Origin of the sequence: Mycobacterium sp. DL99 (genome assembly GCF_004762045.1) — a bacterium.
Lineage (GTDB): Bacteria > Actinomycetota > Actinomycetes > Mycobacteriales > Mycobacteriaceae > Mycobacterium.
In genome coordinates this window covers 5,339,007-5,361,736 of the sequence record NZ_SJOM01000007.1, presented here as the reverse complement: position 1 = coordinate 5,361,736, position 22,730 = coordinate 5,339,007, and the positions used below count along the sequence as shown (strand labels likewise).

Below are 22,730 nucleotides of genomic sequence, written 5' to 3'. Positions count from 1 at the left end.
GGCGCTCGCCCGCGCGAATCGGAATCTCCCTGGAGGCGGGGAACGCTAGTACAAGTTGTTCGGGCAGGTGACATCGACATAGACGGTGTCACCCGGCATCGGCTCGGGACTTGACGAGGGGTTGTTGACCCGGACCACGGTGCAATCCGACAGCTGCTGCGTGTTGAACCCGCTGAGCCAGTTGATGTTGACGGTGTATCCCTCCGCCTCCAGATCCCTGACGACGGCATCCGCTCCGTCGGCGCCCGCGGGCGGCGCAGCGGCGCCGGCATAGGCGGTGCCGGCTAGGGCGAATACGACCGCGACGGCCCTGGCCCTCGGCAACATTCCCCAAGTATGAGGTGGTGGCCTGGGAGGTCGGGGCCGAACGGGCGCACGACGATGCGCATCTGACCCAGCGCGTCAAAGGACCTCCGCCGCGGCGGTGACGGGCGCACACTGGAGGTGTCAGTTCAAGGTGGGAGCCGCGATGACCCAGCAGCGATATGATTTCTTCGGCGATCTTTTCGCGCGGTACTTCAGGCCCGCGATCGATCAGTACCCGTCGGCGGCGGGCACCCTTGTCCACCGCCTGCTGGCCTGTACCGACGACCTGCAGGACCGATTGGCTCAGGCCCGTCTGGCAGCGGAGGTGTGGGGTGAGGAGGAATTGGGTCACCCCGGCCATCGCGTGCACCCGGCATCGGAATTTTTCGTCATCACCCAGTGCGGCCTGATATACGGCGCGCGTTTCGCCGACGCCCGTCACGGTCTGTACTACCTGGCGACCCCGCACACGGTGTTCGACGCGTTCGTCGACCAGATCGAGCACACACCGCTGAGCCTGGGCTCGGTGGTCGTGGTGGATCGTCGCTGCAGCCATGACCTCGAATCCGCTCATCCCATGGATGCCGCACTGCGCCGGATCCTGGACGAACACGAGGCCCTGCGCGTCGACGTGCCTGCCTGACGGCGCTCCGAGAGCGCTCATGTTAACGCCGTATTTCGGCGGCGTTCTCTGCGTGTGAACCGGTGTGGATTCGGTATGAGATTGTCCGACAACGGATTTCGGCGTTTTAGGTTTAGCCCACTTACCGAAACCGAGAGGACGGGCTGAACCCAGTGAAACGGAACTTGAGAAGCGTGTGTGTCGCCGGCGCCGGGCTGTGTGGGCTGGGGGCGGCGTTGGCCCCGCCTGCTGTTGCCGCGCCCACTGAGTCGACCGCGAGTCAAACCATCAGTGACCTGGAAAGTCAGGGCTACCGGGTGATCTTGAGCAAGGTGGGCACCAGGGCCATCGACGACTGCACCGTGAGTGCCGTTCGTCAAGGTCGTTCGGTCACCGCACCGCAGGTGCCGCCGGGCGCGGCAAGCATCACGTCGTTCAACCCCGGACAGAATCTGCAGTACACGACGGTGTACGTGGACCTGGACTGCCGCCGCTGAGTTACTTCTTGGCCGCCGCTTTCTTGGCGGGGGTCTTTTTGGCCGGGGCTTTCTTCGCGGGTGCCTGCTTGGCGGGCTCTTGCGCCGCGCCGCCGCGCGCCTTCACGCTGGCCTCAAGTTTGGCCAGCAGGTCGGACACGTCCTCGGTCTCGTCGAGCTCGGTCGGCTGTTCTTCGACCGAGAAGGCCTCTCCGCCTTCGAGTTTGGCCTGGACCAGCTCGTGCAGCTGTTCCTGGTAGTCGTCGCGGAACTGGTCCGGCTTGAAGTCATCGGTCATCGACTCCACCACCTGACCGGCCATCTTCAATTCGGCCGGTTTGATCTCGACTTCCTTGTCCAGCACCGGGAAATCCGGATCGCGGATCTCGTCGGGCCACAGCAGGGTGTGGATCACCATGACGTTGCGCTTGCTGAAGTCTTTGACCCGCAAGGCGGCCAGGCGCGTCTTGTTGCGCAGCGAGAAGTGCACGATGGCCACGCGTTCGGTTTCCGCAAGCGTCTTGGCCAGCAGCACATACGACTTCGATGACTTCGAGTCGGGCTCCAGGAAGTAGCTCTTGTCGTACATCAACGGGTCGAGTTGCTCAGCCGGGATGAACTCGACGACTTCGATCTCGCGGCTGCGTTCTTCGGGCAGGGTGGCGATGTCCTCGTCGGTGATCACCACCATCTGTCCGTCGTCGGATTCGAACGCCTTGTTGATGTCGCGGAACTCGACCACTTCGCCGCACACCTCGCAGACGCGCTTGTAGCGGATGCGCCCGTTGTCCTTGGCGTGGACCTGATGGAACTTGATGTCGTGGTCCTCGGTGGCGCTGTAGACCTTGACCGGCACGTTCACCAGGCCGAAGGCGATCGAACCCTTCCAGATGGATCGCATTTGCCCAGTATGGCTTGATATCGGCGAGTGCGCGAAGAACCACCGGATCGGTGCGTCGGGTCAGCTGCCCTTGACGAGGCCGTGCACCGACTCGGGTGTGTCGACGTCGGCGCCCACCCACGGCGCCGCGATCGGCTCGCCGGCCACGGTCCGAAGGGGCACCACGCCGGCCCATCCGCCGGAGTCGGCCGCGTCGTCCGGCGGCGCCGGCGGGGCATTGCGCACCTTGACCGTCCAGCCGTCGGGCGTGATCGGCAGTGCGATCGCGAGTGTCGCGGCGAGCTCTCTTTTCGTGCTGGACCGCACCTCGGAACTGCGGCCAGGGATCAGTGAGTCACTCAACAGATCCAGTGCGTATGCCGCGTCGGCCGGGTCGATGACGGTCAGGTGTCCACGTACGACGGCGGATCGGTAGTTGGCCGTGGAGTCGAAAAGCGTGTCCGCCACCACGATTCCGTCCAGCAGCGTGACGCAGAACGCGGCAGGGGCCCCGGCCGCGACATGCCGCAGCGCACCCGCGCCCGTCGACCCGTGCAGGAGGATCCGGTCGCCGTCGCGGGCATAGAGCATGGGCACAACCCACGGCTGTCCGTCCACCACCGTCGCGAGCGTGCCCACCGCCGCTGCGTCGAGTACCGAGTCGAGGCCGGGACGATCGGTGCGGGCGAGCTCGCGTTCTCTCCTGATCTGCTTCACGGAACGAATTCTGGGGGAATTCCGGCATGTCCAGAAGGTCCAGAACTGGCAGGGAAGTCCAGACCACTATTGTGGCGGCATGGCGCGCCATGCACCCGAGCTGCACTTGGCATTGCAGCTCCCCGCCGACGAGGCGCCGCTGCGGCAGCGCATCGCAACGGCCATCATCGAGCAGATCCGCCTCGGCCGGCTCGGTCCCGGCGACGCGCTGCCGTCGACCCGCAGCCTGGCTGCCGAACTCGCGGTGGCCCGCTCATCCGTGGTCGACGCGTACGACGAGCTTGCCGCGGCCGGTTACATCACCTCTCGGCCCGGATCGGGCACACGGATCGCCGCCGGTGCAGACACCGCGGCCCACGCGGGCGCAGCGTCCCACGTCACCTTGGGCGGCGTCACCACAATGGCCCCGATCGCTCCCCGTCAACAGCCGCCCGCGTGGGATCTCACCCCCGGGCACCCTGATCCCCGACAGATCTCGACCACCGACTGGCGGCGGGCCTGGCGAGCGGCCGCGGCCGCACCCGTGCCCGCCGACGCGGCAGGGCCCGATGGGCATGCTGAGCTCCGCCTGGCCCTGGCCGGTCATCTGCGTCGCACCCGTGGCATCGTCGCCGACCCGGGCGAACTGATCATCGTGCCCGGCGTGGCCTCGGCGTTGCGCACCGTCAACGCCGCGGCCGGACTGGTCGGCCGCGATATCGCGTTGGAGGAACCCGGCTACGACGAGGCGCGGCGGGCCTTCGAAATGTCCGGCGCCCGAACGCGTGCGGTAGCGGTCGACGGCGACGGCCTCGATCCGGGATCGCTGCGCGCTTCTGATGCAGCCGTGTATTGCACTCCGGCACATCAGTATCCGCTCGGGGCGCGGCTACCGGTGGCGCGTCGTGCGCGTCTCGTGCAGTGGGCAGCTCGGACCGGCAGCCTGCTGATCGAGGACGACTACGACGGCGAGTTCCGGTACGACGTGTCTGCGCTGCCCGCGTTGCGTGGCATCGACGGCGGCCGCGATTGCGTGGCCTACATCGGGACGGCGTCGAAGATCCTCACGCCCGCGCTGCGGGTGGCCTGGCTGCTGCCACCGCCGGGGCTGCGGGACGCGGTTGCCGACGCATTGGAGAACAGCGGTGAATCAGTCTGTGGGGTGACCACTCTCGCGCTGGCGCGGTTCATCGAGTCGGGTGCGTTGACTCGCCACCTCGCCAGGGCGGCACGCACGTACTCGGCTCGGCGGTCGGCGCTCGTCGGTGCGCTTGGACGACGGTGCGCGGGCCTCCGACTGGAGGGGGTCGAGGCGGGTCTGCACATGGTGGTGCGGCTGGCTGACGGGAGAGACGACATCGCGATCGCTGCGACGCTGCGTGATCGGGGTGTCACCGTGTCGCCCCTGTCCACGTTCTTCGCGGGCGTCGCCGGCGCCCGGGGACTGGTGTGCGGATATGCGCGCCTGCCCGAGACCCAGGCTGACACGGTGGCGGAGCTCGTCGCGGATGCGATCAGTCAACCCTGAGTGGTACTCAGGCCTGTGCGGCGGCATCTCGTGCGGCGGCATCTCGTGCGGCGAGATCCGGCAGGTCGGCGCCGGGGCGGGCCACTGTCAACGCCGCCGACAGCGCCGCGGATTTCAGGGCACGTTCGAGGGCCTCGATGCTGATCCGCCCGAGATCGCGGCGGCGGTCCGCACCGAGCAACCCCAACGTCCACACCGCATCGAGTAGGCCCGCCATGAATGCGTCGCCGGCACCGACGGTGTCCGCCACCTGCACCGGCCGCGCCGTAACCGACACCGTGCCGGCCCGGCATACCGCGAAGGCTCCCCGGTCACCGGACGTCACCGCGACGATCGACGGGCCGACCTCCAGCCAGGCCCGGGCGATCTGTTCGGGGGAGTGCCGGGGGTCCATCCAGCGCAGGTCGTCCTCGGAGGCTTTGACGATGTCGGCGCGTTCGACGAGTCGGTCGATGCGCCCGCGGGCGATGTCGTCGTCCTGGATCACGTCCGGCCGGACATTCGGATCGAACGTGATGGTCGCCGACATCCGGTAGGCATCCAGCAGCGCGGCGGTAGCACGACACCCCGGCTCCAGCACGGTGGCGATCGAGCCGGTGTGGACCAGCAGCGGCGTGGCCACCTCGGGCGTGCCGGTCAACTGCCAGTCGATGTCGAATCGATAGTGGGCCGATCCTGCGGCGTCCAGGGTGGCCATTGCGGTCGGCGTTCGGGTGGCAGTCGTGCTGCCTGAAACCAGTTGCACCCCAGAGTGTTCCACGTACTTGGCGATGCGCTTGCCGCGGTCGTCCTCGGCTATGTGGGTGAGGAAGTCGACGCCGCGGCCAAGCCGGCCGAGGCCGACGGCCACGTTGAGTGGGCTGCCGCCGACGTACTCGCCACTGATCCTGCCGTCGCTTTCGACGACGTCGATCAGCGCCTCGCCGATGACCAGGGCCCGGCTCATGGCTCCATGGTAGGTGGCATCGGCTAGACCCGTCCGGCGATGAAACCGGCCGCCTGGTCGGGATACGGCGGGAGTTCGTATGCGCTGTGCGCCGCGCGGACGCGGCCGCCCTCGACACAGATCGGATCGCCGGGGCTGCACAGGTCGATGGCGCGCCCGGCGAATTGCCCGGTGCTCGACAGCGGGGTGCCGAATCGGTTGCCGGGATTGCCGAATACCGCGACGGCCGCCACCCGGTCGGCACTGGGTGGCGGCAGCGCGGGAGCCGAGCCGATGGTGCCGATCCGGTCACCGATCGGCGGCACGCCCGCCAGCATCGACACTGCCGCGGCTCCCTGCGAGAACCCGCCGAGCACCACCCGAGTGTCGGGACACTGGTCGGCCAGCCAGGCGATATGCCCGGCCGCGTCGTTCGCGGCGTCTGCGGTCGTCAGGAAGTTGAGCCCAGCCGGATAGTTGACCGCGTACACGCCGAGGCTGCGTGGTGCGATCAGAGCTCCGAGCCGGTCGACCATCGCCTGCCCCACCCGGCCGATCCCGGGCGGCTCACCGGTGCCGCGGGCGAACACCACCTCGACGTCCGCGCAGGGGTCGGCCGTCGCCGCAGGCGTCGGGCCGGTGAAAACGACCGCCACGGGCATCAATACGACCACGGCCAATTGGGGGAGCAAACTGCGCACGCGATTCAGTGCCATCCGCCCATGCTCACACGTTGACACGGTCTGTGTCTCAGATGTGGGTATACGTTTGCCTCATGGCAGGCGTCATGGAGCGCTATGAGCGGGTTCGGCTGACGAATCCAGACAAGGTGCTCTATCCCGCCACCGGTACCACGAAGGCTGAGGTCTTCGACTATTACCTGAGCATCGCCGAGGTGATGCTTCCGCACATTGCCGGGCGGCCGGTGACCCGAAAGCGTTGGCCGAACGGCGTCTCGGAGGCATCGTTCTTCGAAAAGCAGCTCGCGTCGTCGGCTCCGGGCTGGCTCGAGCGCGGCACCATCGCGCACAAGTCGGGCACCACCACGTACCCGATCATCAACAGCCGCGAGGGTCTGGCCTGGATCGCGCAACAGGCCGCACTCGAAGTGCATGTGCCGCAATGGCGGTTCGGCGCCGACGGGAATCCGGGCCCGGCCACCCGCATCGTGTTCGATCTCGATCCGGGCGAGGGCGTCACCATGTCGCAGTTGTGTGAGGTGGCCCAGGCGGTGCGCGACCTGATGGGCGACATCGGGCTGACGACGTATCCGCTGACCAGCGGTAGCAAGGGCCTGCACCTGTATGTGCCTCTGGCCGAGCCGATCAGCTCCCGTGGTGCTTCGGTGCTGGCCAAGCGGGTGGCCCAGCAACTCGAACAGTCGATGCCCACATTGGTCACCGCCACCATGACCCGCAGTGTCCGTGCTCAGAAGATCTTTCTGGACTGGAGCCAGAACAGCGGGTCCAAGACCACGATTGCGCCGTACTCGCTGCGCGGGCGGGAGTTTCCGACCGTCGCGGCACCCCGGACATGGGACGAGATCGACGACCCGGATCTGCGGCATCTGCGATTCGATGAAGTGCTGCAACGGGTTTCCGAGGAAGGCGACCTGCTGGCGGGGCTGGACGAGGATGCCCCGCGCCCCGACAAGCTCACCGCCTACCGCAGCATGCGCGATGCAGCCAAGACTCCCGAGCCGGTGCCGCAGGACATTCCGGCGACCGGCAACAATGACCGGTTCGTGATCCAGGAGCATCACGCCCGACGGTTGCACTACGACCTGCGACTGGAACGCGATGGCGTGCTGGTCAGCTGGGCCGTTCCGAAGAACCTACCTGAGACCACCGCGGTGAATCACCTTGCGGTGCACACCGAAGACCACCCGATCGAATACCTCACCTTCCACGGCTCGATTCCCAAGGGGGAGTATGGCGCCGGGCATATGGAGATCTGGGACTCGGGCACCTATGAGGCCGAGAAGTTCCGGGTGACCGACGATCCGGAGGCACGCAACGGCGAGGTGATCTTCACCCTGAGCGGCAACCGCATCGATGGCCGTTATGCCCTGATCCAGACCGAGGGCAAGAACTGGCTGGCACACCGGATGAAGGACCAGAAGTCGGCCACACCAGAACCCCGGGATTTCGCGCCGATGCTCGCCACCGAGGGGTCCGTCGCGAAACTCAAGGCCACGCAATGGGCGTTCGAGGGCAAATGGGACGGCTACCGGCTGCTGGTCGAGGCCGAACATGGCCGCCTGCAACTGCGTTCACGCCGCGGACGTGATGTCACCGCCGAGTACCCGCAATTACAGGCGCTGGCCGCCGATCTCGCCGACCACCACCTGGTGCTCGACGGCGAGGTGGTGGCGCTCGACGAATCCGGGGTGCCCAGTTTTGGTGAAATGCAGAACCGGGCCCGCTCCACCCGGGTCGAGTTCTGGGCCTTCGACATCCTGTGGCTCGACGGCCGCTCCTTGCTACGCGCCAAATACTCTGATCGCCGAAAGGTGTTGGACGCGTTGGCCGCCGGCGGCGGTCTGATCGTTCCCGAGCCGCTGCCCGGCGACGGACCGGAGGCCATGGACCATGCCCGCGAGCACCGGTTCGAGGGCGTGGTGGCCAAGAAGCGGGACTCGACATATCAGCCGGGCCGGCGGTCGGCCTCCTGGATCAAGGACAAGATCTGGAACACGCAGGAAGCGGTGATCGGCGGCTGGCGCCAGGGGGAGGGCGGGCGCAGCAGCGGCATCGGCGCGCTGCTGCTCGGCGTGCCCGGCCCCGACGGCCTGCAGTTCGCCGGGCGCGTCGGCACCGGGTTCACCGAGAAGGAACTGACCAAGCTCAAAGGCATGCTGACCCCGCTGCACACCGACGAGTCACCCTTCGACAAGCCGTTGCCGAAGCTCGACGCCAAAGGGGTCACGTACGTGCGGCCCGAGTTGGTGGGGGAGGTCCGCTACAGCGAGCGCACCTCGGATCAACGGCTGCGCCAGCCGAGTTGGCGCGGTCTGCGGCCGGACAAGTCGCCGGATGACGTGGTCTGGGAATCATAGGAACAGACGCAACGCAGACTCTCTTTGCGTTATCGAGCTAGCGACTCAAACGCATCGGCAGTCGCGCGATCGGCGGGAAAGAGCAACTCGATGGCCAATTCGGAGATCGTGACTTCGAACGGCATGTCGAAGGTGCCGAACATGCCGAAGAACGACCACTCGCCACCGTCGGGTGCCCGGACCCTGACCGGACCGAGATTCTGCGTGAAGTCGGATTCGCTTGCCGCACCCTGGTCTTCGTCGGGCAGGTAGTTCTCGAACTCCTCCAGGAGCTGCGCGAGCTGGTGGTCGGCGGTGGCGGCGAGCTGGCGCTGAATCCGATCACGAAAGTAGGACATGACCTCGTGGGCGTTGATGATCTGCGACATCAATTCCAGGCCGACGCGGAGGACGTTGACAGGTGGGTTCAGCAGGGCAGGGTCGATGGTCGCGATCAGCGGCTGTATGGCGGCGTTTGCGGCGACCAGGTTCCAATTGCGGTCGAAGACGACCGCCGGATACGGCTCGTGACTTTTCAGAACCCGCTCCAGTGCTTCGCGGATTGGAGCGAGTTCGGGTGCGCCGAAAGGATGCTCGGGAAATGCGGGAGCGTGCCCAGAGGCGAGCAGTAGCCGGTTGCGTTCGCGGAACGGGATTTCGAGTCGTTCTCCAAGGCGCAGCAGCAAGTCTCGCCCGGGCTTGGAGCGGCCGGTCTCGACGAAGCTCAGATGGCGCGCCGACACGCCCGCGTCGAGTGCAAGCTCTAGCTGGGTCAGTCGACGCCGTTGCCGCCACTCTCGCAGCAGCGGCCCGACCTGAGGAGCGGAGCTGGTGGTCGCCATTCGCACCGACTGTAGCTGCGTCGGGTTCGCTGTTCCATTACCTCTAGGTAATCGACAGCACGACCTCTGACCTCAACCATCACTGGTATGACGGTCAGGAGGACGAAATGACTAACTTGCTTCGACGGCTGGTCTGCGGCGCAGCCGGGGCCTTGATGGTGGTCGCATTGTTTCTGCCGTGGGACCAGGTTCAGGACGCCGATCGCGCCGTGTGGGGGTTATGGAAGCTCACTTTTCCGCTCTGCGTGGTCTTGGCCGCGTGTGCGTTGACCACGGCGATCACGGGCGGGCGGATCGGCCTGAACCGGCCGGATGTTTCGATTGTCGGCGCGACTGATGGTCTGGGGGTCATCACCACACTGACGCTGGCCTGGCTGCTGTTTGGCGATTTCCCCGCTCAGGCCGGCCACCAGCCGGCCCTCATCTTGGCGTTGATGTCGGCGGCCGCAGCAGCCTTTGCAGCCGCTGACTACCGCCCACTGCGGGGAGCGCCTCTATTTCCGCGGATGGACGAGGAGCGCGGCAGCGATCACCGTTCCAGGAGTCTTTCTGAATCTCGTGGATGACGGCGTACGTGCATCTCCGCCAGTTGTGGGGGAGTCTGGGAACTAGACGCGGGAACCGTCGACCGCTTCCTGCAGCCCCCGGGTCGCCAGCTCGTCGGCCAGCTCGTTATCGGGCACTCCTGCGTGTCCCTTCACCCAGAACCACTCGACCTCGTGCCGCGCGCAGGCCGCCTGCAGCCGTTGCCAGAGGTCGACGTTCTTCACCGGCTGCTTGGCGGCGGTCAGCCAGCCGTTGCGTTCCCAGCCGAGCACCCACTTGGTGATGCCGTTGCGGACATAGGTGCTGTCGGTGTGGAGGTGCACCACCATGGACCTCGTCAGCGCCTCGAGCGCCATGATGGGCGCCGTCAGCTCCATCCGGTTGTTGCTCGTGGTTCCGGGATCCCCGCCGTGCATCTCGCGTACGCGCTCACGGTGGCGCAGCACCGCGCCCCAGCCGCCGGGGCCGGGGTTCGGTCGGCACCCGCCGTCGGTATGGATGACGACAACGTCGTTGCTCAGGTCTCCGGCGTCGGTCATGCGCTGAGGATAGGCAACCGCTCGGGGCGGTCGGCGCCCCGACACACGTCAGTCGTCACGAGTAGCCGAGATCACCGCCGTCGGGACCGACACACCGAAGTCCTTGTGCCGGACCGTGGTGATCCGGCGGCCCGGCTGCACGGCGTCCTTGACCGGAGCGGTGTGGTCGCCGAAGAACGCGGCGCTCGCGTCGATGTCGTCGACGATGTACGTGATTCCCCACAGCCTCGAGGGACCGTCACTCGTCGTCTCCGGTGAACCGACGACCTCGAGGATCACCTCCCCGAACCGGAAGAAGACCTGACGGACTCGTCGCCCGCCGAGTTCGGTGTCACGTTCCCGGCGCGGGGCCACGCCGATGTCGGTAAGCGATGAGATCGTGCGCCCCAAGTCGGGGGACAACATCACGAGGTGGTCGATTGCGGTGGCGCCGTTCGGATGTATGGCCGGCGGTGCGGTGGCGGTGGTCGACCGCGCTGTCGGGATGCCGTCGACGTCAAGCGGGCCATCAGATGGCAGGCCGCGCAACGACCACCCGATGATGCCGGTGCCGCGGTCGCTGCCGACCAGTCGAATGCGAACGTCTCCGACCCGGCAGACCGGGCCGGCGTCTCCGCCGGGATCAACACTGAATCCCGCTCGCGTCCAGGCGTCCGGTGGGTCAGCGACTTCGATCTCGTCGACGGTGACGGTCATGGGCGTCGAATCTATCCGTCCCGCCGGTCCGTCGCGTCGACCTCAGTCGGAGTCTTGGCCGGCGGCCGCGATCCGTTGGCGTGCTTCGGCCGGCGAAATCCGCAGCCTCCGGGCCAGCACGGCCGCCGGGTCGAACCGAGGCGGCGATGCGGTCTGGGTGGCCACCATCCGTCCGAGCAGCCGTTGTTGCGCGGTCGCCAACCGTCTCTCCCCGGCGTCGAGCCGGCTCAAGACCTCGTGGAGTTCCGACCGTGTCAGGGCGTGCACCGACAACGCGTCTATTTCCTTGCAGGCGGCATTGAGGTGATCGAGGGCCTCACCGACGATCGTCCGCTCGAGATCCCTATCGGATGCCAATATCGAACTCATGTTCGGTACCGTACGCCGACCCACCGACAAGCCGGGTCGACGCGCGACCTCCGCGGCAAAAGAAAATCGGCCGCACAAAGTATGCGGCCGATTTCAGGCATCCGATATTCACCAAACCGCTATATCCAGTTTGGCGACTCCAACAAATGCGTGCCCTGTTTTATTCCCAACTCAGCAGGCGACGTCGACATATGCCGTCTTTGAAATGACGGTGGTATTGATCGAGCTGCCGCCCCTGGAGTCGTTGGTGGCAATGGTCTGTCCCTGGCGCACGCCGAGCACGGTGCAGTTGGCCAGTGGTGCGGCGCCGGTGCGGTTGACGATGACGTGATAGCCGCTGGTCTGAAGGCTTTTCACGGTTTGTTCGGCCGACTGTCCGGTCGGGGCGGCGGCGGCGATGCCGCCGAGGAATGTTCCCGCGGCCAGCGTGCCGGCGGCTAATGTGGCGATGGCATATGACTTCATTTCCCAACCCTCCGTTGCAGGCTGCACCGGGAGTCCCACTACTTCCGGTTGCTTCCTACAACGTTTAATTAGGAATCGGGTTCGAAAATTCCAGAATTCTCAGCTTAAAATGCGGAATTTCTCAGGATCGGGGTTCAGCTCTCCTCGACGGTGATCCGCAGGCGTGGTTTGTGCCCGGCGTCGGAGCTGTCGACGTGATCCCACACCACATCCACCGGGGGTGCCGGCGCTCAGGTAGGCGCGACCTGTGCCATCGTTGAAGAATGAGTAGTGACGGGTACAGCGTCGATGACGACGACCAGTTGACTCAGGAGGACGCCCTCATCGATCGGGGTGTCGACGACTTGCTCGACGAGGGCTACTCGCCGCCGGATCGGTGGCGGGAACCACGGGACCACGAGACCCTCGATGAGCTGCTGGCCGAGGAAGAACCTGATCCCGCGATGCAGCTCGACAATCGCGACTATCTCGACGAGCAGGGCGGCGATGACGAGGTCGGAGACCGGCGGTCGGGCCGGTTGGTGGCCCCCAATGCGGGCTTCGGCGTGGACGAAGAGGCAGAGCTGCTCGGGACCGATGTCGGCATCGACGGTGGTGCGGCCTCAGCTGAAGAAGCCGCCGTCCACATCATCCCGCCGTCGTCACCGGATGGCGGTCCGTCGTTCTAGCGCCACCGACACGGTGAAGACCAGCAGCCCACCGACGGCCAGCAGTGCGCCGGCCGCGGCCGGCGCGGTGTAACCGAGGCCGGCCGCGATCACCAGGCCACCCACCCAGGCGCCCGTGGCATTGCCGATGTTGAGCGCGGAGTGGTTGAGCGCGGCGGCCAGGGTCTGGGCGTCGTGGGCGACATCCATCAGGCGGGTCTGCAACGCCGGACCGACGGCCGACCCGGCCGCGCCGACGCCGAACAGCAGAGGCAGGGCGGTCCACGGGCTGTGCGACCCCAGCGAGAACGCGGCCAGCAGCACCGCCAGGGAGCCCAGGGACAGGTACAGCGCGCGGATCACCGAGGTGTCGGCGAACCGGCCGCCGATCAGGTTGCCGACGACCATGCCGAGGCCGAACACCATGAGGGCCACCGGAACCATGGACCGGGGTAGGCCGGTCACATCGGTCATCGTGGTGCTGATGTAGGTGTACACCGCGAACATGCCGCCGAAGCCGATCATGCCGACCAGCACCGCCAGCCACACCTGGGGCCGGCGCAGCGCACCGAGTTCCGTCAGCGGGCTGGTGACGTGCATGGACCGCAGCTGCTTGGGCAGCCACCGCCACTGGGCGGCCAACGTGATCAGGCCGACGCCCACCACCAGACCGAACGCGCTCCGCCAACCGAAGGCCTGGCCGAGCCAGGAGGCCAGCGGAACGCCCAGCACGGTCGCGACGGTCAGGCCGCACAGCACATAGGCGACGGCCTTGGCCCGGTTCTGCGGACCCATCAGATGGGCGGCGGCCAGCGCGGCGATCCCGAAGAACGCGCCGTGTGGCAGGCCGGCGACGAACCGGGCGATGACCAGGGTCGGGTAGGTCGGTGCCAGCATGCTGGCCACGTTGCCGAGGGTGAAGACCGCCATCAGCGTGAGCAGCAGGGCCTTGCGCGGCCAGCGCGCGGTGAGTGCGGCGATGACGGGCGCGCCGATCACCACGCCCAGCGCGTAGGCGGAGATGACGTGGCCGGCAGTGGGCTCGCTGATGCCGAAGCCGGTCGCGATGTCGGGCAGCAGCCCCATCGCGACGAATTCGGTGGTGCCGATACCGAAGCCGCCGAGGGCCAGGGCGAACACCGCCAGCGAGCGCACCGTGGGGTCAGGTGCGACAACGGCACGCGGGCGTTCGAGAGAGGTCGTCATTCGCAGGCTTTCCGAGTGTTCTGAGTTGTTCCGGGGTGGCCGGACTGAGCTCTCGGGCAGCGTTGGGCGAGAACGGCGGGTGCAACGCTAACGGGGCGGGGAGTGTTCCCTCAAACCGTGGATCGACGGGCCCCCGTTTTCTACACCTGGGTTGTCGGTCGGCGCCGGACACAACTCAGGCGTAGAAATCGGCGCAGGGAGTCCCCCGCGAGCGGGGCTAGACCTTGGCGATGACGTTCTCGGCGAACTTCTCCAGGTGGCGGATCTTGCGATCCAGCGGCTCGGGGTCCTCGCCCATGACGTAGGGCAGGCGGAAGCCCACGATCACATCGGTGACGCCCTTGTCCTCAAGTCGCTTGATGCCGTCGGGCGTGTACGCGTCGGCCGAGATCACGTGGATCTCAAACGGCCCGGTCTGGCCCTCCTCCGCCCTGATCTCCTTGAGGCGCTTGAGGAGGACGTCGAGGTCGTCGGTGCCGCCGCCGTGCATCCAGCCGTCGTTGCGGGCCGCGCGGCGCAGGGCGGCTTCGGCGTGCCCGCCGACGAGGATGGACACCGGCTTCGACGGCGCCGGGGTCATCTTGGTCTTGGGGATGTCGTAGAACTCGCCGTGGTACTCGAAATAGTCACCGCTGGTCAGGCCGCGGATGATGTCGATGCACTCGTCCATGCGCTTACCGCGCCGCGCGAACGGAACGCCCATCAACTCGTAGTCCTCGGGCCACGGGCTGGTGCCGACCCCGAGCCCCAGCCGGTTGTCGAACAGCGCGTTGAGCGAGCCGACCTGCTTGGCCACCAGAGCGGGCGGACGGATCGGCAGCTTGAGCACGAAGAAGTTGAACTTGAGCGTGGTGGTCACCGCACACAGGGCTGAGGCCATCACGAAGGCCTCGACGAATGCCTTACCGTCGAGGAACTCGCGGTTGCCGTCCGGGGTGTAGGGGTACTTCGAATCGGATTCGAAGGGGTAGGCGACGCTGTCGGCGATCGTCATGGCGTGATAACCGGCCGCCTCGGCCGCCTGGGCGAGCGGGATGTAGTAGGTGGGATCGGTCATGGCTTCGGCGTAGGTGAACCGCATGCCGTACACACTAGAACGTGTTCTAGTTCTATGGGGGCGATCGGGCAGGCATGATGACCGAGTGCCTGCCTGGCTGACGCGCAACGTCCGGGTGCTGTCTGCGGTGTCCTTCCTACAGGACACCGCGAGTGAACTTCTCTATCCGCTGCTGCCGATCTATCTGACGGCTGTGCTCGGTGCCCCACCCGCCGTGGTCGGCGCGGTCGAGGGCGCCGCTGAGGGCGCGGCGGCGATGACCAAGCTGGCCGCTGGCCCGCTCGGCGACCGATTCTCCAAGCGGCCCTTGATCGCCACCGGCTACGGCATGGCGGCACTGGGCAAGGTCATGGTCGCGGCCGCCGGTGGGTGGCCCGGCGTGCTCGCGGGTCGCGTGGTGGACCGGTTGGGCAAGGGCATCCGCGGCGCGCCACGTGACGCCCTGCTGATCGCCGACACCGACGCCGCCGCCCGCGGCCGGGTTTTCGGATTCCACCGTGCCATGGACACTTTTGGCGCGGTGGTCGGTCCACTGTTGGGTTTGGCCGGCTATGAACTGCTCGACCACCAGATCGCGCCACTGCTGTGGGTGGCTGTGGTGCCCGCGGTGCTCAGCGTGGCGCTGGTGTTCCTGGTCTCGGAAAAGGGCACAGCGAAACGCGCTGAGAAGTTCCAGCCCGTCAGAGAGCGTCAGCCGGTGTTCGCCCGAGTGCGGGAACTGCCCGGGCAGTACTGGCGGGTGACGGCCGTGCTGGTGGCGTTCGGTCTGGTGAATTTCCCTGATGCACTGTTGTTGTTGCGGCTCAACGAGATCGGCTTCTCGGTGGTCGAGGTGATCCTGGCCTACGTCACCTACAACGCGGTCTACGCCATGTCCAGTTTCCCGGCCGGGTTGCTGGCTGACCGGATCGGCCGGTTGCCGGTGTTCGGTATCGGCCTGGTGTTCTTCGCGATCGGCTACGTCGGGCTGGGGTTGACCACCGATCCGTTGCTCGCCTGGCTGTTGATCGGGGCCTACGGCCTGTTCACGGGCTGCACCGATGGGGTCAGCAAGGCCTGGGTGTCCTCGCTGGTCGGTTCCGACCTGCAGGGCAGTGCGCAGGGAGTCTTCCAGGGCCTCAGTGGATTCGCCGTGCTCGGCGCTGGGATATGGGCCGGGCTGCTCTGGACTGCTGTTCCAGGTCAGCCCGGCCAAATGCCGCTGCTGATCTCGGGGATCGGCGGGGCGCTGTTCGCGACCGGGTTGCTTGGCCGCTCGCTGTTCAGCCGGCGGCGCTGACTTCGGGCCCGTCGGCGGAGTCTAGATCGAAGGGCGGTTCACCGATCCCGGAGACCGAGTGCGTGCCTTGCGAGGTGCGCTCGGTGATGCGGGCGTCGACGGTACGGGTGCCGATGCTCAGCCGCACCGCCCCGGCGGCCACGGTGCTGGGCGCATCGAGAATCGTTCCGCGCCAGTGGTACTTGCCGTCGATCGGATCGAGGTGACCGGCCAGCCGCACGTGTACCCGGCGATCGCCGTCACCGGTGTCGAGGACGGCGAATCCGTCGTACACCTCGTCGGTGGCGCCGGCGTCGGAACTCGCGGCAGATACCGCGGCCGCGGTGAGGCGCGATGGTGTCTTCGCCGGCAGGAAACCGGAGCGCCGCCACATGCGCCGTCCGATGCGGCCCATCAGTCCGACCTCTTCGAGGAAGGCTGCCAGCGGGGCGAATCCGGAGATCTGCACCTCGTGACGGTGGGCGCTGGCCCGGGCCATCCGGCGCGCGGCGCGGGCGTCCAGGCCGACGCGCGCGTACTGGATCTTGTTGGTGAACAGGTAGCGGAAGAAGAACCCGCCGACACCGTTGAGGTTGGCTACCCACACCCGCTTGTACCAGCGCATCGACGGCGTGCGCTGACGCAGGCCGTCACGGGCGAACTGGATGTGGCGGGCCTCCTCGGTGACGTGAATACGCATGAGGCGCTGCACCATCGGCTGCAGGTCGGGGTCGTCCATCATCTGCCGCTGCAGCGAATCGAAGATCTCCTCACCGACCAACGCGGCCACCCACAGCACCGAGCCGCGGAAGAAGAACGGCAGCGAGTTGATGATCATCCGCTGGTACAGCCGCGGGCGCACCGGCTTCGCGCCGATCCTGTCGATGGCCTTGCCGAACATCACCATGTGGCGGGTCTCGTCGCCGAGTTCGGTGAGTTCGTAGTGCGTGGAGTTCGAGGTGGGGTCCTGGTGCATCATCTTGCGCAGCAGCGACTGGTTGAGGATGTTCTCGAACCAGATGCCCGCCGAGAGGGTGTTGGCCAGCTCCTGGCGTGACAGCTCGATCTGCTCCTCGCGGGACATGCTGTCCCACAACGGGGTTCCGTATAGCGACACGATCCTCGGCGGTAGGAAGAACTTGTCCGGATCCAGCGGCGCGTGCCAGTCGATGTCCACCACGGGCGCATACGACTTGCGTACCGAACCCTTGAGCAGGCGTTCGGAAAATGCATCCCGCCGCGCGGCGTTGGTCGAGCCTCCGCCGGGTCTGGCCGAAGTTGTCACCGTTGACGTTCCCTTCGTTTGTGGTCCCCTCTTCCTGACGGTAGGTACCGACAATGCGTGATGTCAATACCCCGGGTACCGGATACTTGGGGTACCTGGTTTCGGTTCGGTTAACCTTCGACAGTGCGTCGCATCCATGTCATCGGAATCGGGGCCGGTGATCCGGACTTCGTCACGGCCCAGGCTATTTCCGCGCTCAATGACACGCAGGTGTTTTTCGCGATGGACAAGGGGCCGCGCCGAGGTGCGGCCGACGATCTGGTCGCGGTGCGCAAGCTGATCTGCGATCGCTTCATCCGTACTGATCCCGGCAAGCCCGGCTACCGCTTCGTCGAATTGGTCGACCCGCCGCGCGCCGCGGCCGGCGACGCACCCGGCTACCGCCAGGTGGTGGCGGACTGGCATGCCGAGCGGGCCCGGATCTGGGCGGCGGCCATCGAATCCGAACTCGGGCCCGAAGGTGTCGGGGCCTTTCTGGCCTGGGGGGATCCGTCGCTGTACGACAGCACGTTGCGGATCCTGGAGATGGTGGGCGAGCACGTCGAGTTCACCTATGACGTCATCCCCGGCATCACTGCGATCCAGGTCCTGACGGCTCGGCATCGCATCCCGCTCAACGACGTCGGCGAACCGGTGCTGATCACCACCGGGCGCCAGTTGCGCGAGCACGGGCTGACCGGTAGCGCCGTGGTGATGCTCGACGCGGACTGCTCGTTTCAGCAGTGCCCGCCGCAGACCCGGATCTGGTGGGGTGCCTATCTGGGCACACCCGATGAGTTGCTGTATGCGGGCACGGTCGGTGAGATCGGCGACGAGATCGTTGCTGCGCGTGCCGAAGCGAGAACGCGCCACGGCTGGATCATGGACACGTACCTGCTGCGGTCGGCAGACTAGACCGCCATGAGCTCTTTTCTCCTGCGCGCCGCGATAACCGGATTCGCGCTCTGGGTGGTCACTCTCGTCGTGCCGGGGATCTACTTCATCGGAGGTGACACGACCATCACCAGGGTCGGCATCATCTTCGTCGTCGCGGTGATCTTCGGTCTGGTCAACGCATTCATCAAGCCGATCGTCCAGATCCTGTCGATCCCGCTGTACATCCTCACGCTCGGCCTGATCCACATCGTGATCAACGCACTGATGCTGTGGATCACCTCGTGGATCACCGACAACACCACAGGTTGGGGTCTGCACATCGACCAGTTCTGGTGGACCGCCATCTGGGCGGCCATCGTGCTGTCGCTGGTGAGCTGGCTACTGTCGTTCGTCAAGGCCCTCGCGTAGGGAGGCGGCCTGCTCGCTCAACGCGGCCGCGGTGTCTGCGGCCGCCTCGGCGCCTGACTCCGTATCGCGGTCGCGCTCGGCGCCCCAACAAGCCGCCAGTGTGCGGTAGGCGAGTTGTTCGGTGGCCACGACCGTCGGCCACATGCGTTCGGCCCCAAGGCGTTGAGCTGCTGATCCGCCGACATTTGCGTCATAGGCGGGCAACAGTTCCATGGCCCGCAATTGCAGATCGCGCCGATCGGTGCGGGCCGCCGGGGAGGTGGCGTCGTCGGCCGCCAGGTGGGGCAGGGTGGCGGAGACGGCGTCGAGCGTGGTGGTGATCGCAGTGCGCAGGCCCCTCGGGTGGCGGAGACGCTGGGTCGCCCAGTAGACGGCCAGGGCCACCGCGCATCCGATCAGGGTGTCGCTGCCGCGGGTGAGCAGCAGTTCGCCGAGATTGTCGACGGGCTGTCCTCCCGAGGCGATGGTGAGTGCGGCGGGCGTGATGAACACGACGGCCAGGGTGTAGTTACGCACCACGTACATCTCGATGGCGAATTGCAGCGCCCCGATCACCAGTGCCAGCCACAGACCCTGCGGGTGCAGCGCCAGGATCGCGCCGGCAACGCCGAGGCCGAGCCAGGTGCCCAGCGTTCGTTCCACGCCCCGGGCCACTGTGCGTTGCCAGTCGAAACCTTGATGCAGCATCAGCACCGCGGCCGCCATCGCCCAATAGGCATGCGTCATCGTCAGGGCCTGTGAGATCAGCACGGCGATGACACCCGAGATCGCGACCGCGATGCCCACGCGCAGCGCCAGTTGCAGTGATACCGAGCCCGGCGTCAGCGCCCGCCGCAGCAGTTGCAACGCGCTTGGCCGGCCGAGCGGAATCCCTTCGGCGCCATGCTCATCGGTGACCGCATCGGCGGGCACGGTGGCCAGGTGCCGGGCCAGGGCCGCGCCGTCATATGCCAGCGTCTCACCGGCGTCGGCGGCGCGCATGGCCTCGGCGAACAACACGTGCAGCCGGCGGTTGACCACCCGCAGCCGGTACAGCGTCTGGTCGGGTTTCGGTTGCACCGGTTGATAGGTGACCAGGGTGACCCACGCGGTGTGCAGCAGCAGCGCGGCCCGGTGCCGGGCGGCTGCGCGGGCGGCCGGCTCACCCTCGATGTTGTCGATGTAGGCCGCCACGGCGGCGGCAGCCGCAGCCACCGCGGCCTTCTCCGGCCCGCGGGGTCGGATCAGTGCGCCGGACATGTGCACCAGCCAGGCGAACGAGCCGCCGGCCAGAACGAGCGCGGCGTGATGGCCCGGGCTGAGATGCAGAGTCGTCGGGGTGCCGGTCCCGGCCGCGCAGGCCAGCACCACCATGTAGGCCCCGGGCGGTCCGATGCTCAGGGCGTGGCAGACCAGGGTGGCCACCGCGGCGATCATCGTCACGGTCAGCACGCCCAGCCATGGCGCCGATGATGCCCAATCCCCGAGTGCCACTGCGGCGGCGAAGCACACCACGACTACCGCCAGGTATCCGCCGCGATCGAGGTAGGGCCGGCCGCTGCCGTACAGCGAGGTGAATCCGCCGATGGTGGCGATCAATCCGGCAGTGGTGTCGCCGGCCAGCCAGCCCACCAGAACAGGTACGGCCATGCAGATTCCGGCCCGCAGAGCGAACGGCCACCGGCGCGGCACGCTGTTGATCACGAAGATGCTGCGTATCGGGTTGGTCGCTCCGGGGGCAGGCCGGTTGGACATGTCTACAGCATGCTCGGCATTTCGCTGACACACTGGAGCCATGCCTGAACTGCCCGAAGTGGAGGCGTTGGCCGATCATCTGCGCCGGAACGCGACGGGCCGGGTGGTCACCCGGATCGACGTGTCCGCGTTGTCGGTGCTCAAGACGTTCGATCCGCCGCCGACGGCGTTGCACGGACAGACCGTGACGGGTGCGAACCGCTGGGGCAAGTACCTCGGTCTCGAAGTCGGTCCCTGGCACCTGATCACGCATCTGTCGCGGGCGGGTTGGCTGCGTTGGTCGGACAAGTTGGCGACGACGCCGCTCAAGCCCGGCAAGGGCCCGATCGCCCTGCGGGTGCATTTGGGGGAGGGCGTGGGCTTTGACCTGACCGAGGCCGGGACTCAGAAGCGGTTGGCGGTGTGGCTGGTCGCCGATCCCCTTGATGTACCGCAGATCGCCTCGCTGGGACCTGATGCGCTGTCGCTGGATTCAGCCGGGCTGGCGGGTGTGCTGGCCGGGCAGGGCGGACGGATCAAGACCGTGATCACCGATCAGAAGGTGATCGCCGGGATCGGCAACGCCTACAGCGACGAGATCCTGCACGTGGCCAAACTGTCGCCGTTCGCCACTGCGGGCAAGCTGACCGATGCCCAACTCGGTGCGCTGCACGACGCGATGATCTCGGTGCTCACCGATGCGGTGACGCGTTCGGTGGGACAACAGGCCGCGACGCTCAAGGGGGAGAAGCGGTCTGGCCTTCGCGTGCACGCGCGTACCGGGCTGCCGTGCCCGGTGTGCGGGGACACCGTGCGAGAGGTGTCTTTCGCCGACAAGTCGTTCCAGTACTGCCCGACGTGTCAGACCGGCGGCAAGGTGCTGGCCGACCGGCGGATGTCCAGACTGCTCAAGTAGCGGCCGCATTTTTGACAGTTGTCTAACTCGGTTATCCTGCAGCGATGACCCGTCAGAAGATCCTCATCACCGGTGCCAGCTCTGGGCTGGGCGCGGGAATGGCCCGTCAATTCGCGGCCAAGGGCCGTGACCTGGCCCTGTGTGCCCGCCGCACCGAGCGGCTCGACGAGCTCAAGGCCGAGCTGGCCGACCGGCACCCCTACGTCAAGGTGGCTGTCGCTGCGCTGGACGTGAACGACCACGAGGCCGTGCCGCGGGTGTTCGGTGAGCTGTCCGAGGAACTCGGCGGTATCGATCGCGTGATCGTCAACGCCGGCATCGGTAAGGGCTGGCCGCTGGGCGAGGGCAAGCCGTGGGCGAACAAGGCCACCATCGAAACCAATCTGATCGCCGGTCTGGTGCAGATCGAGACGGCTTTGGAGATGTTCAAGAAGTCCGGAAGTGGTCACTTGGTGCTGATCTCGTCGGTCCTCGGCAACACCGGTGTGCCCGGCGGCAAGGCTGCCTACTGCGCTTCGAAGGCCGGTATGACGTCGCTGGGCGAGTCGCTGCGCGCCGAGTACGACAAGGGTCCGATCCGGGTGACTGTGATCGAGCCGGGCTACATCGAGTCGGAGATGACGGCCAAATCGGCGACGACCATGCTGATGGTCGACAACGAGACCGGTGTGCGCGCGATGGTCGAGGCCATCGAGAAGGAGAAAGGCCGGGCCGTGGTGCCGCGCTGGCCGTGGGCACCGCTGACTCAGGTGCTCCGGTTGCTGCCGCCGAAGTACACCAAGCGTTTCGCCTGATTTCGGGGTCGGCGCTGGCCGGTCAGGTAGGTCGGTCGCCGAGACTGTACGCAGGGACAAAAATCGCGCCGATTTTGTCCCTGACTGCAGTCTCGGTGTCATAGGCAGCCCAAATCGCGTCGTACGTGAGGCGGCCTTGGTGCCTCAGAGGGCAGTGTTGCCCGTGAGGCTAATTTCGGCATCGGGTTTCAGCACCGAGGGAACCTGGGTAGCCCACCCTCATGACCTCAAGACTGATTGCCTCGATGTTCTTTGCAGGCGCTGCGGCTGGGGCCGTCGCATTCGTTCCGGCTGCGGCGGCTGATCCTCCGGCTCCGCCGCCGTGCGTCAACGCCGACGGGACGGCATGCGCCGATGCGGGCATGGCCGGCCCCGGCGGCGCAACCGGCGAGATTCCCGGTGGCCCCGGCGGTACAGCAGGCCCGGGCGGTGCCAGCGGCTCGATTCCGTACGGCCCCGGCGGAACGGCCGGACCGGCCGGCGCCACCGGCGAGATTCCCTATGGCCCGGGTGGGACCGCGGGGCCCGGTGGGGCCACCGGCGGTATCCCGAACGGACCTGTCGGTACGGCCGGTCCCGGCGGTGTCAGTGGCTGCATCCCGAACGTGGGCTGCGCGACGATCCCGGGGCAGTAGGGCCTGAG

The 22,730-nt window shown here is 66.9% G+C and carries 26 protein-coding genes and 1 pseudogene; 13 read left to right on the top strand and 14 right to left on the bottom strand.

Annotation, left to right across the window (positions count from 1 at the left end):
• Positions 1-45: 45 nt before the first annotated feature.
• Entirely contained in the window at positions 46-327 is a 282-nt protein-coding gene (locus EYZ64_RS26120; protein WP_135458077.1) for a hypothetical protein, read from the bottom strand.
• Between the two features lie 142 nt (positions 328-469).
• On the opposite strand from EYZ64_RS26120, the gene EYZ64_RS26115 reads away from it, so the two are divergent.
• Both EYZ64_RS26115 and EYZ64_RS26110 read left to right on the top strand, forming a co-directional pair.
• Positions 470-949 carry a glucose-6-phosphate dehydrogenase gene (locus EYZ64_RS26115; protein WP_135458074.1) on the top strand — a complete coding sequence of 160 codons (480 nt, stop codon included), beginning with the start codon at positions 470-472 and terminating at the stop codon, positions 947-949.
• Between the two features lie 173 nt (positions 950-1,122).
• Positions 1,123-1,425 carry a hypothetical protein gene (locus EYZ64_RS26110; protein WP_286175138.1) on the top strand — a complete coding sequence of 101 codons (303 nt, stop codon included), beginning with the start codon at positions 1,123-1,125 and terminating at the stop codon, positions 1,423-1,425.
• Between the two features lies 1 nt (position 1,426).
• Here EYZ64_RS26110 and ku read toward each other — a convergent pair whose 3' ends face one another.
• Positions 1,427-2,305 carry a non-homologous end joining protein Ku gene (gene ku / locus EYZ64_RS26105; protein WP_135458072.1) on the bottom strand — a complete coding sequence of 293 codons (879 nt, stop codon included), beginning with the start codon at positions 2,303-2,305 and terminating at the stop codon, positions 1,427-1,429.
• A 60-nt stretch (positions 2,306-2,365) separates the two neighbouring features.
• Positions 2,366-3,001 (bottom strand): pyridoxamine 5'-phosphate oxidase family protein, encoded by a 636-nt coding sequence (locus EYZ64_RS26100; RefSeq protein WP_135458069.1) that lies wholly within the window; start codon positions 2,999-3,001, stop codon positions 2,366-2,368.
• A 79-nt stretch (positions 3,002-3,080) separates the two neighbouring features.
• On the opposite strand from EYZ64_RS26100, the gene pdxR reads away from it, so the two are divergent.
• Complete coding sequence (pdxR, locus tag EYZ64_RS26095) at positions 3,081-4,508, top strand: MocR-like pyridoxine biosynthesis transcription factor PdxR (protein WP_135458067.1); 1,428 nt, start codon at positions 3,081-3,083, stop codon at positions 4,506-4,508.
• A 7-nt stretch (positions 4,509-4,515) separates the two neighbouring features.
• Here pdxR and EYZ64_RS26090 read toward each other — a convergent pair whose 3' ends face one another.
• Entirely contained in the window at positions 4,516-5,454 is a 939-nt protein-coding gene (locus EYZ64_RS26090; protein WP_135458065.1) for a carbohydrate kinase family protein, read from the bottom strand.
• Positions 5,455-5,477: 23 nt separating this feature from the next.
• The gene (locus EYZ64_RS26085; protein WP_135460259.1) at positions 5,478-6,095 is read right to left on the bottom strand and encodes a cutinase family protein; all 618 of its coding nucleotides are present in this window, start codon (positions 6,093-6,095) and stop codon (positions 5,478-5,480) included.
• A gap of 125 nt (positions 6,096-6,220) precedes the next feature.
• On the opposite strand from EYZ64_RS26085, the gene EYZ64_RS26080 reads away from it, so the two are divergent.
• Positions 6,221-8,491 (top strand): ATP-dependent DNA ligase, encoded by a 2,271-nt coding sequence (locus EYZ64_RS26080; RefSeq protein ID WP_135460258.1) that lies wholly within the window; start codon positions 6,221-6,223, stop codon positions 8,489-8,491.
• 29 nt (positions 8,492-8,520) lie between these two features.
• On the opposite strand, the gene EYZ64_RS26075 is transcribed toward EYZ64_RS26080, so the two are convergent.
• A complete protein-coding gene (locus tag EYZ64_RS26075; RefSeq protein ID WP_135458063.1) occupies positions 8,521-9,312 on the bottom strand; it encodes a helix-turn-helix domain-containing protein in 792 nt (263 codons plus the stop codon).
• Positions 9,313-9,419: 107 nt separating this feature from the next.
• On the opposite strand from EYZ64_RS26075, the gene EYZ64_RS26070 reads away from it, so the two are divergent.
• Entirely contained in the window at positions 9,420-9,878 is a 459-nt protein-coding gene (locus EYZ64_RS26070) for a hypothetical protein (RefSeq protein WP_167857973.1), read from the top strand.
• Positions 9,879-9,920: 42 nt separating this feature from the next.
• Here EYZ64_RS26070 and rnhA read toward each other — a convergent pair whose 3' ends face one another.
• From rnhA to EYZ64_RS26050, 4 genes are all read right to left on the bottom strand, one after another.
• Positions 9,921-10,379: a ribonuclease HI gene (gene rnhA / locus EYZ64_RS26065; protein ID WP_135460257.1), complete on the bottom strand. Its 459-nt coding sequence runs from the start codon at positions 10,377-10,379 to the stop codon at positions 9,921-9,923.
• 66 nt (positions 10,380-10,445) lie between these two features.
• Positions 10,446-11,093, bottom strand: coding sequence for a VOC family protein (locus tag EYZ64_RS26060; protein WP_135458059.1), 648 nt, complete (start codon positions 11,091-11,093; stop codon positions 10,446-10,448).
• 42 nt (positions 11,094-11,135) lie between these two features.
• Positions 11,136-11,462 (bottom strand): hypothetical protein, encoded by a 327-nt coding sequence (locus tag EYZ64_RS26055; RefSeq protein WP_135458057.1) that lies wholly within the window; start codon positions 11,460-11,462, stop codon positions 11,136-11,138.
• A gap of 171 nt (positions 11,463-11,633) precedes the next feature.
• The gene (locus EYZ64_RS26050; protein WP_135458055.1) at positions 11,634-11,927 is read right to left on the bottom strand and encodes a hypothetical protein; all 294 of its coding nucleotides are present in this window, start codon (positions 11,925-11,927) and stop codon (positions 11,634-11,636) included.
• A gap of 263 nt (positions 11,928-12,190) precedes the next feature.
• On the opposite strand from EYZ64_RS26050, the gene EYZ64_RS26045 reads away from it, so the two are divergent.
• The gene (locus tag EYZ64_RS26045; protein WP_135458053.1) at positions 12,191-12,595 is read left to right on the top strand and encodes a DUF5709 domain-containing protein; all 405 of its coding nucleotides are present in this window, start codon (positions 12,191-12,193) and stop codon (positions 12,593-12,595) included.
• Here EYZ64_RS26045 and EYZ64_RS26040 read toward each other — a convergent pair.
• Positions 12,569-13,780, bottom strand: a complete 1,212-nt coding sequence (locus EYZ64_RS26040) for an MFS transporter (protein WP_135458051.1) — start codon at positions 13,778-13,780, stop codon at positions 12,569-12,571. The genes EYZ64_RS26045 and EYZ64_RS26040 overlap by 27 nt on opposite strands.
• Positions 13,781-13,997: 217 nt before the next feature.
• On the bottom strand, positions 13,998-14,861 hold the full coding sequence (locus EYZ64_RS26035) for an LLM class flavin-dependent oxidoreductase (RefSeq protein WP_135458049.1): 864 nt from the start codon (positions 14,859-14,861) through the stop codon (positions 13,998-14,000).
• Positions 14,862-14,922: 61 nt separating this feature from the next.
• Here EYZ64_RS26035 and EYZ64_RS26030 point away from each other — a divergent pair, with 61 nt between their 5' ends.
• Entirely contained in the window at positions 14,923-16,116 is a 1,194-nt protein-coding gene (locus EYZ64_RS26030) for an MFS transporter (protein ID WP_286175136.1), read from the top strand.
• Here the strand turns inward: EYZ64_RS26030 and EYZ64_RS26025 are convergent.
• Positions 16,100-17,380 carry a diiron oxygenase gene (locus EYZ64_RS26025; RefSeq protein WP_135458045.1) on the bottom strand — a complete coding sequence of 427 codons (1,281 nt, stop codon included), beginning with the start codon at positions 17,378-17,380 and terminating at the stop codon, positions 16,100-16,102. The two genes, EYZ64_RS26030 and EYZ64_RS26025, sit on opposite strands and share 17 nt — an antisense overlap.
• 123 nt (positions 17,381-17,503) lie before the next feature.
• Between EYZ64_RS26025 and cobF the strand changes: the two genes are divergently transcribed.
• Positions 17,504-18,274, top strand: a complete 771-nt coding sequence (gene cobF / locus EYZ64_RS26020) for a precorrin-6A synthase (deacetylating) (RefSeq protein WP_135458043.1) — start codon at positions 17,504-17,506, stop codon at positions 18,272-18,274.
• Positions 18,275-18,280: 6 nt separating this feature from the next.
• Positions 18,281-18,664 carry a phage holin family protein gene (locus EYZ64_RS26015; protein ID WP_135458041.1) on the top strand — a complete coding sequence of 128 codons (384 nt, stop codon included), beginning with the start codon at positions 18,281-18,283 and terminating at the stop codon, positions 18,662-18,664.
• Here EYZ64_RS26015 and EYZ64_RS26010 read toward each other — a convergent pair.
• Positions 18,635-20,398: an FUSC family protein gene (locus EYZ64_RS26010; protein WP_135458039.1), complete on the bottom strand. Its 1,764-nt coding sequence runs from the start codon at positions 20,396-20,398 to the stop codon at positions 18,635-18,637. The genes EYZ64_RS26015 and EYZ64_RS26010 overlap by 30 nt on opposite strands.
• Before the next feature lie 40 nt (positions 20,399-20,438).
• On the opposite strand from EYZ64_RS26010, the pseudogene EYZ64_RS32515 reads away from it, so the two are divergent.
• From EYZ64_RS32515 to EYZ64_RS25995, 4 genes and pseudogenes are all read left to right on the top strand, one after another.
• Positions 20,439-20,681: pseudogene (locus EYZ64_RS32515) on the top strand (DNA-formamidopyrimidine glycosylase family protein); the annotation flags it as partial.
• Between the two features lie 123 nt (positions 20,682-20,804).
• The gene (locus EYZ64_RS32510; protein WP_286175336.1) at positions 20,805-21,293 is read left to right on the top strand and encodes a zinc finger domain-containing protein; all 489 of its coding nucleotides are present in this window, start codon (positions 20,805-20,807) and stop codon (positions 21,291-21,293) included.
• A 44-nt stretch (positions 21,294-21,337) separates the two neighbouring features.
• Entirely contained in the window at positions 21,338-22,087 is a 750-nt protein-coding gene (locus EYZ64_RS26000; RefSeq protein ID WP_135458035.1) for an SDR family oxidoreductase, read from the top strand.
• A 221-nt stretch (positions 22,088-22,308) separates the two neighbouring features.
• On the top strand, positions 22,309-22,722 hold the full coding sequence (locus tag EYZ64_RS25995) for a hypothetical protein (RefSeq protein WP_135458033.1): 414 nt from the start codon (positions 22,309-22,311) through the stop codon (positions 22,720-22,722).
• Positions 22,723-22,730: the final 8 nt, after the last annotated feature.

Bases quoted from the DNA above. Each gene is read 5' to 3' on its own strand.
- EYZ64_RS26120 (WP_135458077.1), bottom strand. From the start codon at position 327: ATGTTGCCGAGGGCCAGGGCCGTCGCGGTCGTATTCGCCCTAGCCGGC.
- EYZ64_RS26115 (WP_135458074.1), top strand. From the start codon at position 470: ATGACCCAGCAGCGATATGATTTCTTCGGCGATCTTTTCGCGCGGTAC.
- ku (WP_135458072.1), bottom strand. From the start codon at position 2,305: ATGCGATCCATCTGGAAGGGTTCGATCGCCTTCGGCCTGGTGAACGTG.
- pdxR (WP_135458067.1), top strand. From the start codon at position 3,081: ATGGCGCGCCATGCACCCGAGCTGCACTTGGCATTGCAGCTCCCCGCC.
- EYZ64_RS26090 (WP_135458065.1), bottom strand. From the start codon at position 5,454: ATGAGCCGGGCCCTGGTCATCGGCGAGGCGCTGATCGACGTCGTCGAA.
- EYZ64_RS26085 (WP_135460259.1), bottom strand. From the start codon at position 6,095: ATGCCCGTGGCGGTCGTTTTCACCGGCCCGACGCCTGCGGCGACGGCC.
- EYZ64_RS26080 (WP_135460258.1), top strand. From the start codon at position 6,221: ATGGAGCGCTATGAGCGGGTTCGGCTGACGAATCCAGACAAGGTGCTC.
- EYZ64_RS26075 (WP_135458063.1), bottom strand. From the start codon at position 9,312: ATGGCGACCACCAGCTCCGCTCCTCAGGTCGGGCCGCTGCTGCGAGAG.
- EYZ64_RS26070 (WP_167857973.1), top strand. From the start codon at position 9,420: ATGACTAACTTGCTTCGACGGCTGGTCTGCGGCGCAGCCGGGGCCTTG.
- EYZ64_RS26060 (WP_135458059.1), bottom strand. From the start codon at position 11,093: ATGACCGTCACCGTCGACGAGATCGAAGTCGCTGACCCACCGGACGCC.
- EYZ64_RS26055 (WP_135458057.1), bottom strand. From the start codon at position 11,462: ATGAGTTCGATATTGGCATCCGATAGGGATCTCGAGCGGACGATCGTC.
- EYZ64_RS26050 (WP_135458055.1), bottom strand. From the start codon at position 11,927: ATGAAGTCATATGCCATCGCCACATTAGCCGCCGGCACGCTGGCCGCG.
- EYZ64_RS26045 (WP_135458053.1), top strand. From the start codon at position 12,191: ATGAGTAGTGACGGGTACAGCGTCGATGACGACGACCAGTTGACTCAG.
- EYZ64_RS26040 (WP_135458051.1), bottom strand. From the start codon at position 13,780: ATGACGACCTCTCTCGAACGCCCGCGTGCCGTTGTCGCACCTGACCCC.
- EYZ64_RS26035 (WP_135458049.1), bottom strand. From the start codon at position 14,861: ATGCGGTTCACCTACGCCGAAGCCATGACCGATCCCACCTACTACATC.
- EYZ64_RS26015 (WP_135458041.1), top strand. From the start codon at position 18,281: ATGAGCTCTTTTCTCCTGCGCGCCGCGATAACCGGATTCGCGCTCTGG.
- EYZ64_RS26010 (WP_135458039.1), bottom strand. From the start codon at position 20,398: ATGTCCAACCGGCCTGCCCCCGGAGCGACCAACCCGATACGCAGCATC.
- EYZ64_RS26000 (WP_135458035.1), top strand. From the start codon at position 21,338: ATGACCCGTCAGAAGATCCTCATCACCGGTGCCAGCTCTGGGCTGGGC.
- EYZ64_RS25995 (WP_135458033.1), top strand. From the start codon at position 22,309: ATGACCTCAAGACTGATTGCCTCGATGTTCTTTGCAGGCGCTGCGGCT.